An 8,420-nucleotide genomic window follows, 5' to 3' on the forward strand; every position below is an offset into this window, starting at 1 on the left:
AACTTTCGAAAGTTAGCAATGAGTCTTTTATAGGCAAACCCGTAAAACGACTCTGACCACGTTCAGAGAACGTGGGTTTCTAATTTGAACTAAAAATTTTTCGATGCCAGCGGCATCACATGTTTATAGAATAAATGCCCTAAGTTGCTGTTCGACCCTGGCCAGGGTCGCATTTTAATTTATTGATTATTTTTCTATAAACATTTGAACCCTCTGGGTTCTGTTCTCTGCAAAATATTCAAACAGAATATTGAATATTACAGCCCCTTCACTCATCCAATCCTTTTTCCTTCAACCATTCCGACATCAAATCGGCAATCTCCACGTTATTTAAATCTGAAAACGGAAAGTGGGTGTTTCCTTCAATACCGATTTCAGGCAGATGTACTACGGTTACATCGCCTCCATGACTGTTTACAACCTCTGCCCACATCCGGGCCATTTCGAGCCGCACACGCCAGCCGTCCTGACCGGGATTTGGGTTGGGTTCTTCGGGAATAAAATCGCCGTAATAAATTACGATGGGCATTTTAGTCAGCTGCATAAATTCATCCATAGGAACGCCAAAAGCTTCCAGCGTGCCGCCCGAACTGGGTTTTGGGTCGGGCACTTCGCCTTCTGGAAACAAAAATCCGCTTCCCGGCTCATAAGAGACAATGCCCATTATATTCTGATTTTTGATGGCCGTAAGCCAGCCCATTCCACCCGAATGGGAGTGTGTAACCAAAACGCCTTCGCCAATTTTATCGAACAGCGCCGAAACAGCTTTTGCATTCACTTCAATATCAATTGGCCCAATATCAGGTGTCATCTGCCGGAAGTACTGATTGAGTGTCTCCGGGTCTTTGTCGAATTGTACTCCTTCAAAATAGTCGGGCCAGATACCGATTCGGAACGTACCAAACCAACCCTGCTCGTCGGGAGTTGGAGTAATGGTGCCTTCAACTGTGCTCCGTCCGGCATTTCCGCGGCGTGGCTGGTCGAGCACATAAACCGGATAGCGCCGGCGCAAAAATATGTTTTGAAATCCTTCGCGTCCGTCGGGTGTGGTTTCCCAGGTTTTGGAAAACTGCCCGAATCCGTGCCACATTATCAGCGGATATTGACGGGCGTTAATCGGTACCTGGTAAAAAACGTAGGCGTGGTCGCCATGAAATGTTTGCCCTTCCGACGTTTGATTGTATGGGTCGAAAGTACCGGGATTGGTAATCACTGTTCCGCCAACAGCAAAACTGCCCTGGTCCTGAATTATTATTGCATTGTCCGGAAGCGATACATTTTCCGGTACTGTGGAACAGGATGAAAGGATCACCCCAACCATTAATATCAGCAGAACTGGCATCCGGTTTGAATACGTTAAAAAACCTTTATAAACACGGTTTAATTTAAAGGGTTTCTGACTGTAATTATTTATTTGCATTTCCTGAAATTTTTATTCGTTTACAAATGTAAGCACATACAAGATAGGCTTTTGTATATAAATTACTGCACCTTCTACCATTTTTACTGATTTGGCTCACAGGTTGGCTTTCCCTAAATCGAAATGGTTAAATTTGTTTCGAAAAACAATAAACGAGATGGAAAAAGTATTTCGATTCGATACCGTTAATGAATACAACGCACTGAATAATCATGAAACGCTGCACCCTTTGGTAAGTGTTATCAATTTTTCAAAAGCGAATCCGAGATCGTGGGGCGGAGAGAAAAAGGTGAAACTTTACTTTGGTTTCTATACCATTTTTTTGAAAGATGTAAAATGCGGTGATCTGAAATACGGACGCAATTATTACGACTACCAGGAAGGCACACTGGTTTTTGTGGCGCCCGGTCAGGTGCTGGAACTTGAAAACGACGGGAATGTGTATCAACCAAAAGGCCATGCACTGGTTTTTCACCCCGACCTGATTCACGGAACTCCGCTTGCCGAATTGATGAACGACTACAATTTTTTCAGCTACAACACCAATGAAGCCTTGCACGTATCTGAACGCGAAAGGCAGGTTGTACTGGATTGCTTCTCGAAAATTGAGTTTGAATTGCAGCAAGGTGTTGACAAGCACAGCAAAAAACTCATCGCATCAAATATTGAGCTGTTCCTGAATTACTGCGATCGGTTTTACGACCGCCAGTTTATTACCCGCGACAATGTGAACCAGGGAATTCTTGAAAAGTTTGAAGAACAGCTAAATGGCTATTTTTCTTCGGAAAAACCACAAACGTATGGCCTTCCGTCGGTGGCTTTTTTTGCTGATGAGCTGCACTTGTCGGCCAACTATTTTGGTGATTTGATTAAGAAGGAAACCGGTAAATCGGCAAAAGAATACATTCAGGACAAAATTATTGACCTGGCCAAAACCAAAACATTCAACACCGATAAAAGTGTAAACGAGATTGCGTATGAACTGGGATTCAAATATCCGCAACATTTCACCCGCCTTTTTAAGCAGCGGGTTGGAATGACGCCAAAAGAATTCAGGCAGGTGAATTGAACCGTAAATTTTTTACAGGCAATAAAAAAAAAATTCTACATGAGTTTGAAATGAGGTTAAAAACGGACAGGATCAAAATCATTAAACATCCCTTTTCAACCCATATTCATCGCAATAATTTGACTTTATCTGTTGGCAAAACTAATTTTATGTGAAAAATCAGAAATAAAAAATCAAAAACTTTAAACCGATTAAGATGAAACCAAAAAAATTCTTTCTCCCTCTGGCAATTTTCACACTGCTTGCTTCCGGTATTTTTGCACAGGACTGGCCGCAATTTCTTGGCCCCGACCGAAACAGTAAATCACCCGAAACGGGTATTTTAAGAACCTGGCCCGAAGGAGGCCCCGAAGTTTTGTGGACCGTTGATTTGGGAATAGGCTACGGAGGCCCGGTGGTTAAAGACGGTAAAATTTACCTACTCGACCGCGAGAAGGATAAAGCCGACATTATGCGTTGTTTCGACCTGAACACCGGCGAAGAACTCTGGAAGTTTGAATACGAAGCACCCGGTTCGGTCATGTTTCCGGGCTCCCGCAGCGTACCGCTGGTTGACGGAAACCATGTTTATTCAACCGGAGTTTTTGGTGATTTGTATTGTTTCGATATCAACACGCAAAAGCCGGTTTGGAAGGTGAACATCTGAACCGATTTTGGCGGCGACCCAGGCAATGCTCCATCCGATGATTCTTCCGGCGGTGGCCGCGGAAACTTCCCAATTTGGGCCATTTCGCAATGTCCGCTCGTTTACGGCGATTTGCTGGTGGTTTTGTCGCAGGCTCCCGATGCCGGTGCAGTGGCGTACAATAAAAATTCCGGCGAAGTGGTGTGGAAAACACCCAACCTGGGGAATGAATCCTATACCAGTCCTGCAGTTGTAAAAATTGATGGCGAAGACCACCTGGTGATGGTTATATCATCTACCAACCCCATCGGACGCAGGGATTTACCGCAAACGATGGGAAAAGTTGTGGGTATTGAACCCCTCACCGGAGAAATCCTGTGGGAGTACGATAAATGGAATTGCCATATTTCGGTCGCTCCGGCGGTAGATGCCGGCAATAACAAAGTGCTTGTTGTGGGCGGGTATGAACTCGGCGCTACGATGCTTCAGGTGGAAAAACAGGCTGACGGAAGCTACCAGACAAAAGAGCTTTTTGTAACCGAAGAATTTGGCGACCAGACCAAACCGCCGCTGTTAACCGACGACTATTTTTACGCGCAATACGGCACCAACAACAGGCGCGACGGATTAACCTGCATGAGCATGGACGGCGAAATTATGTGGAAAACAAAACGCGACCCCGATTTTAACAAGGGCAGCATGATTTATGCCGACGGGTTGATTCTCGCTACCGATGGCGCCAAAAAACTCTACCTGATTGAACCAAGTCCGGAAGAATTCAAACCAATAGCATCTACTGAATTGCTTGGCGAACCCAAACAGGGAGCCGACGGAATTGCAGCCAGAGTGGGTGGTTCAACACAAAACTGGGCACCTATTGCCCTCTCGCAGGGGAAACTCCTCATTCGCGATCAAAACCGGATGATGTGTTTGAATGTGGCGGAATAGTTTTTTATATACATTCGACCTCGCTGAGGTCGGGTGTTTTGTTGTTGCGTTAATTCCTATTATTTTGTCGCATTGCCAGCTTTCCAGTCGCCGTTCAGGTTCAGTTTTTCAAAAACGCTGTCGCGGTAACTGGTGCCAATGGAAAACGATTTCTTTCCGATAAATACACTCACCGGACTGAAACTGGTGATGTGTTTCAACGAAACAATAAACGACCGGTGAATACGGATAAAATTCTGCTGCGGCAACAATTTTTCCACAGCCGAGATGGTAATCCGGCTGGTAATTTCCCTGTCGCTTGTATAAATGGTGAGGTTGTCGCCCATGCTTTCCGCATAAATGATTTCGTGCAACGGAATTTTGTGAATGATGTTTTTTTCCCGCAGATACAAACACTCATCGCTTGTTCCCTGATTGTGCAGTAAAATTTCACTGGTGGTGCTACTGGTTGTGCCATTACTGTGCAGCATAAAGAATTTTTCCACCGCCTGCATAAAACGCCCGAAAGAAATGGGTTTCAGCAAGTAATCAATCACATTTAAATCGAACGGGCCGAATTTCTGTAGCTCCAGGTAGTCCTGTTCCGAAAGAAGTTCGATGCCCATTTCGGCGGCCATGTCCACCGCGTTGTTTGCCGGTGGGTATTTTTTTCTTGACTCCTGCGCTGCCCTGTCGTAACAAACACTGCGGTGGCCTTTGGGACTTTCCGGCGAACAATCATAAAAAATAAATTCACCAAAATTTTCATCATAAGAAATAACGTCCGGTTCGCCGCCGGTTTGTTCCATCTGGTATAGCGACCACCATTTTTCGGGACTGGATTGCAACCTGGATTCCACGCTGGCCCATTCAATTCCTGGGTGGCGGTTTGAGTTCTTTTCAAACCGGGATTTTAATGTTCCAAGTAAAGCTGATTGTTCTTCGGCTGAAAGTTTTGTTTTGTTTCCTTGTGTTTTCATGCGAAAATTTCTTATCGTTTCTGTCCCATCAGAAAACTACATTTCGAAAGCAAATTTCAGTACTGCAATTTCTGGAAAACCTTCACATAATCAACAATCATGAAAACAGGAAGTTTTTCCGGTTCAACTTCGCCAACCCACGAACCGCCCAGTTGCTGGCTCAGGATAAAATAAAACGGCTGGTCGAACGGCCACTGCTTCATTTCCTCATCCAGACCTTCAACGCGTGGATAGCGGAAAGTTTCAATACCGTTTACCGTCCATATCAACACATCGGGATGCCATTCCAGTCCGTAAATATTCCATTGGGTTACATCGGCCCGTACGTTGCCTATTCCCCGTTGCGGGTTGGAAGTGTTATTCAGCACGTTTGTGTAGCGGGTATGTACGGTGTGGTGAATCACACTGTCGTAATTCAGGTGTTCCATAATGTCGATTTCGCCACTGTGGGGCCAGCCGCCGTAAACGCCTTCCTCGGGCATCATCCAGAGTGCGGGCCAGGCACCCTGTGCACACTCCTTTTTCGCGCGGATTTCAACTTTGCCGTATGTGAAGGAAAATTTTTCTTTCGATTCCACGCCGCCGGTTAAAAAAGGCCGGTCGTCATTCTCAATGCCGGGATTGTTGATTCCGGTGAGATAAAAATTGCCGTTCTTAACCGCATAAACCCGTTCGTCGGCAATCATGTGCTTTTTCCAGTCGGGCGCACGGTCGTACTGGCTCGGTTGGGTTGAAATCAACGACCACCTGGTGGTGTCAAGTTCATCGCCTTCAAACTGGTCTTCCCAAATCAATTTCCAGTCGGTTTCACCATTTTGAGCGAAAACACGATTTCCAGAGAACAAAAGCGTGGAAATTAAAAACAGAAAAGTTAATATCGATTTCATCTTTTTGAATTATTTGTTTTTGATTTGACGTTTCATCATCAGGTCGGTTTGTTTGTCGTTCCCCAGCATAAAAACGTGTTTGTCGAAAATCACAAAACCGTTCTTCCTGTAAAACCGGATGGCCTTTGCGTTGTGTTCCCAAACGCCCAGCCACACAAAATCAACCTCCTTTTGTACTGCTATATCTAATGCTTTTTGAAAAAGCAACTGCCCTACCCTTTTGCCCTGAAACGCCTTCATTACATAAATCCGTTCAATTTCAAGGGCATTTTCATCTTTTAGTTCATTTTGCGAATGTCCCGAATTAACTTGCAAATATCCGGCAATTTTTTCGTTCACCAGTGCAAAATAGAATGCTGTATTTTTTTTGCGCAACTCAGCCAGCAATTTTTCATCAGAAAATGATTTGGCGAGGTACTTCTGCATGTCTTCTTCCGAATTCATGGCCGAAAATGTTTCTGCGAAAGTTTGGGTACAAATCTGCTGTAATTTCCAAACATCAATTTCCGTCACCTTTTTTATCTGCAGATTTTCCATATTAATTCGACACAGCTTTTAGTCCGACAATTGAGATAATTAAGGTGGTAAGAAAAAACAGGCGCAAAAATGTGGTTGGCTCTTTAAAAACCACGATGCCAATCAGCGCTGTTCCAACAGCTCCGATACCGGTCCAAACGGCATAGGCAGTTCCTATTGGCAATGTTTGCGTGGCTTTTACCAAAAGCGCCATGCTTATGCTGAGGGCCACAAAAAAACCGGAATACCACCAGTACATTTCATTTCCAGAGGTTTCTTTTGCTTTTCCCAAACAGAAAGCAAACGCTACTTCAAACAACCCCGCTATAATCAATAATATCCAGTTCATATCTTGTTTTTACACTATTCGCTGGTGTAACGAATTGTTATGTTGAACGCAAAAATAGACAATATTCAGCGGGGTAAAAAAATACTGCTCACTCGTGAATCGATTCTATTTTTCCCTTTTTTACCTCAACAAAAAGTTATTTTATAGACTTTGTAAAATAAGCTTTCCCGGGTTATTTTCGAAACTATGCAATGTCACGCATTTAATTAAAACCATTTTCTTAATTTCGCCCTCAAGTCAATGTCTTGGATAATGAAATTAAAACTGCTATTATTTTTCAGCCTTGCTGTAGTTTTTAGTTCCTGCAGCGAAGCGCCTTCAAAATACATCTACAACCAGGGATTCATTTATGGAACCATGTACCATGTGGTTTACGAAAGTCCCAATGGAAAGGACTTTCAGGAAGAAATAACAAAAAAACTGAATGACTACAACCAGATTTTCTCAACCTACGAACCCACGTCCACCATTTCCAAAATCAACAATAATGAGCGGATAAAACCTGAACCGTTGTTTATGGATTGCTATAACCGATCAATGGAAATTTCGGAGATTACCAACGGTGCATTTGACATTACTGCCGGGCCAATGGTTAATGCATGGGGGTTTGGGCCGGAAGACAAGAAAAAAATGACGCAGGAAATTGTGGATAGCCTGAAAGCAATTACCGGTTACGAAAAGCTGAAAATTGAAAACAACCGAATTGAAAAGGAAAACCCGAATATGAAACTCGACATGAGTGCCATTGCCAAAGGCTTTACCTGCGATTTACTGAGTAATTATCTTGCAGAAAAAGGCTGCGAAAACTACATGGTGGAAATTGGCGGCGAAGTGGTGGCAAAAGGAAAAAACGAAAAAGGACGCGTGTGGACCATCGGCATCAGCAAGCCCGATGAAACATCTTTTTTTGCTTCAAACGATTTGCAGGCCAAAGTGCAACTGCCCGAAAACGCGCTGGCTACCTCGGGGAACTACCGCAATTTTTACGTGGAAGATGGGAAAAGGTATGCACACACCATCGATCCCAAAACCGGTTACCCGGTACAACACAGCCTGTTAAGCACAACCGTTTTAGCTAACAATTGCATGACGGCAGATGCTTTTGCCACAGCTTTTATGGTGTTGGGCCTTGAAAAAAGTATTGAAATTGCAGCGCAACATCCCGAAATTAAAGTCTATTTTATTTATGCAGGTGAAGACGGGGAAAACCAGGTTTACCTGTCGGATAACTTTAAAGAGCACCTGATAAAATAAAAAAACCGGAAATTATCCGGCTTATTTTACTTTCATTATTTTCACTTCTTTAAAATCGACCTCTTTTCTGGCATTTCTCTGTTCGATTTTATCCTGTGTCTGGTAACAATGGATGCCATGCTTTTTCAGGTATTTGTTACCCCCCACATGGGTATTCGGAAACCTGCCTCCTTTTTTCAGTAAAATTTGTGTGGCAAGGCCCAGCAAAGCAATTGATACCAGTGCAATTGCGAGCAAAATTATTTTCAAAATTTCCATATTCTTCTCCTTCTTTTGGTTTGCAAAAATACACTTTTATTCAATACTTCGTTAAATAATTAAGCGGCAATAGTGCCATAATATATAAGTTCATTGACATGGTTTCGATTTTTAGCAGAGTATGCATTCACACCG

General features: G+C 43.5%; 8 protein-coding genes and 1 pseudogene. 3 read left to right on the top strand and 6 right to left on the bottom strand.

The genetic code is table 11. The annotated features are described in order from the left end of the window. Positions 1-268 precede the first annotated feature (268 nt). Positions 269-1,420 carry an alpha/beta hydrolase gene (locus BUC07_RS21390; RefSeq protein ID WP_245792739.1) on the bottom strand — a complete coding sequence of 384 codons (1,152 nt, stop codon included), beginning with the start codon at positions 1,418-1,420 and terminating at the stop codon, positions 269-271. A gap of 157 nt (positions 1,421-1,577) precedes the next feature. On the opposite strand from BUC07_RS21390, the gene BUC07_RS20005 reads away from it, so the two are divergent. Further along, positions 1,578-2,489, top strand: coding sequence for a helix-turn-helix domain-containing protein (locus BUC07_RS20005; protein ID WP_073174047.1), 912 nt, complete (start codon positions 1,578-1,580; stop codon positions 2,487-2,489). Positions 2,490-2,940: 451 nt separating this feature from the next. Further along, positions 2,941-4,062 (top strand): annotated as a pseudogene (locus BUC07_RS20015) (outer membrane protein assembly factor BamB family protein). Positions 4,063-4,121: 59 nt separating this feature from the next. Here the strand turns inward: BUC07_RS20015 and BUC07_RS20020 are convergent. From BUC07_RS20020 to BUC07_RS20035, 4 genes are read right to left on the bottom strand one after another with little or no spacing between them, the layout of a single operon-like run. Beyond that, entirely contained in the window at positions 4,122-5,021 is a 900-nt protein-coding gene (locus BUC07_RS20020) for a DUF4256 domain-containing protein (protein WP_073174053.1), read from the bottom strand. Between the two features lie 56 nt (positions 5,022-5,077). Further along, positions 5,078-5,908: a glycoside hydrolase family 16 protein gene (locus tag BUC07_RS20025; protein WP_073174055.1), complete on the bottom strand. Its 831-nt coding sequence runs from the start codon at positions 5,906-5,908 to the stop codon at positions 5,078-5,080. A 9-nt stretch (positions 5,909-5,917) separates the two neighbouring features. After that, entirely contained in the window at positions 5,918-6,445 is a 528-nt protein-coding gene (locus BUC07_RS20030; RefSeq protein WP_073174057.1) for a GNAT family N-acetyltransferase, read from the bottom strand. A gap of 1 nt (position 6,446) precedes the next feature. Next, positions 6,447-6,773, bottom strand: coding sequence for a DMT family transporter (locus BUC07_RS20035; RefSeq protein WP_073174059.1), 327 nt, complete (start codon positions 6,771-6,773; stop codon positions 6,447-6,449). 252 nt (positions 6,774-7,025) lie between these two features. Here BUC07_RS20035 and BUC07_RS20040 point away from each other — a divergent pair, with 252 nt between their 5' ends. After that, positions 7,026-8,027, top strand: coding sequence for an FAD:protein FMN transferase (locus BUC07_RS20040; RefSeq protein WP_175552582.1), 1,002 nt, complete (start codon positions 7,026-7,028; stop codon positions 8,025-8,027). Positions 8,028-8,048: 21 nt separating this feature from the next. Here BUC07_RS20040 and BUC07_RS20045 read toward each other — a convergent pair whose 3' ends face one another. Beyond that, positions 8,049-8,285 (bottom strand): hypothetical protein, encoded by a 237-nt coding sequence (locus tag BUC07_RS20045; protein ID WP_217652744.1) that lies wholly within the window; start codon positions 8,283-8,285, stop codon positions 8,049-8,051. Between the last annotated feature and the right edge of the window lie 135 nt (positions 8,286-8,420).

This window comes from Tangfeifania diversioriginum (assembly GCF_900141875.1).
Taxonomy (GTDB): Bacteria; Bacteroidota; Bacteroidia; order Bacteroidales; family Prolixibacteraceae; genus Tangfeifania; species Tangfeifania diversioriginum.

Excerpts from the sequence above, each read along its gene's own strand:
- BUC07_RS21390 (WP_245792739.1), bottom strand. The coding sequence starts at position 1,420 with ATGCAAATAAATAATTACAGTCAGAAACCCTTTAAATTAAACCGTGTT.
- BUC07_RS20005 (WP_073174047.1), top strand. The coding sequence starts at position 1,578 with ATGGAAAAAGTATTTCGATTCGATACCGTTAATGAATACAACGCACTG.
- BUC07_RS20020 (WP_073174053.1), bottom strand. The coding sequence starts at position 5,021 with ATGAAAACACAAGGAAACAAAACAAAACTTTCAGCCGAAGAACAATCA.
- BUC07_RS20025 (WP_073174055.1), bottom strand. The coding sequence starts at position 5,908 with ATGAAATCGATATTAACTTTTCTGTTTTTAATTTCCACGCTTTTGTTC.
- BUC07_RS20030 (WP_073174057.1), bottom strand. The coding sequence starts at position 6,445 with ATGGAAAATCTGCAGATAAAAAAGGTGACGGAAATTGATGTTTGGAAA.
- BUC07_RS20035 (WP_073174059.1), bottom strand. The coding sequence starts at position 6,773 with ATGAACTGGATATTATTGATTATAGCGGGGTTGTTTGAAGTAGCGTTT.
- BUC07_RS20040 (WP_175552582.1), top strand. The coding sequence starts at position 7,026 with ATGAAATTAAAACTGCTATTATTTTTCAGCCTTGCTGTAGTTTTTAGT.
- BUC07_RS20045 (WP_217652744.1), bottom strand. The coding sequence starts at position 8,285 with ATGGAAATTTTGAAAATAATTTTGCTCGCAATTGCACTGGTATCAATT.